Source organism: Oleiphilus sp. HI0067, from assembly GCF_001635735.1.
The window spans coordinates 1-782 of the sequence record NZ_LWFI01000013.1 but is presented as its reverse complement, the minus strand read 5'-3'; the positions used below and the strand labels follow the sequence as shown (position 1 = coordinate 782).

General features: G+C 45.8%; 1 protein-coding gene and 1 pseudogene. Both read right to left on the bottom strand.

Annotated elements, in window-relative coordinates:
- Nucleotides 1–434 (bottom strand): annotated as a pseudogene (locus tag A3739_RS00410) (S49 family peptidase); the annotation flags it as partial.
- A 74-nt stretch (nt 435–508) separates the two neighbouring features.
- A partial coding sequence (locus tag A3739_RS00405) for an HAD family hydrolase (RefSeq protein ID WP_156502197.1) occupies nt 509–782 on the bottom strand: 274 nt, incomplete at its 5' end.

Here is a 782-nt window from a genome sequence, read left to right as displayed (position 1 = left end):
TTTTTCTCAGGATACAAGCCGCGCAACCGCTTGATTTCATCATAGACGTAGCCAGACTGAACTGGACTTCCGCCCGGGCTGTTAATTCTCAAAATGACCGCTTTAGCCCCTTCTGCCTCAAATGCAGAGCGTAAACCTGTCACGATCACATCAGCACTAGCATCTTCTTGATCTGCAATCACTCCTCGCACATCAATCAAGGCAGTGTAATTTTCGGAGTCAACCTGCATACCGCTTGGACTTAAACCATTTGCCATCATGCCAAGCAAAATGAATAAGTAAGCGAAGGTCAGCAACTTAAAGAAAATACCCCAACGACGAGTACGTCGCTGCTCAACCCCTAAAGTAGCTACCGTTTTTTCAATTAACTTCCATTCTTTAGAGTTGGAACTAGTTGGCTGAGGGACTGCCTTTACGTTATCTGAGTTTTCCAAAAGGAACTCCTAGTTTATTGTTTTATCAAAATTACTAATCAACGATCGACTTGAGAACGCCCATGATAAAAAATCTAGAGCTTTATATCGTCATGTGATTCGACGAGCCATGCTAGCAGCTCAGGCATCGCATCAACAATGCGCTTCGGATTATATTGCCGTAAGCTCTTCACCGCATGCACACCGTAGCTTACGCCGACACTAGGCATCTGTGCCTTCTGCGCCATTTCCATATCAAAGGTCGTATCACCAACCATCAACATTTGATCTCGCGGCACCTTCAAATGGTCAGAAATCTCGATAAGCATTTGCGGGTGCGGCTTCGATCGCGTTTCATCCGCGCACCGT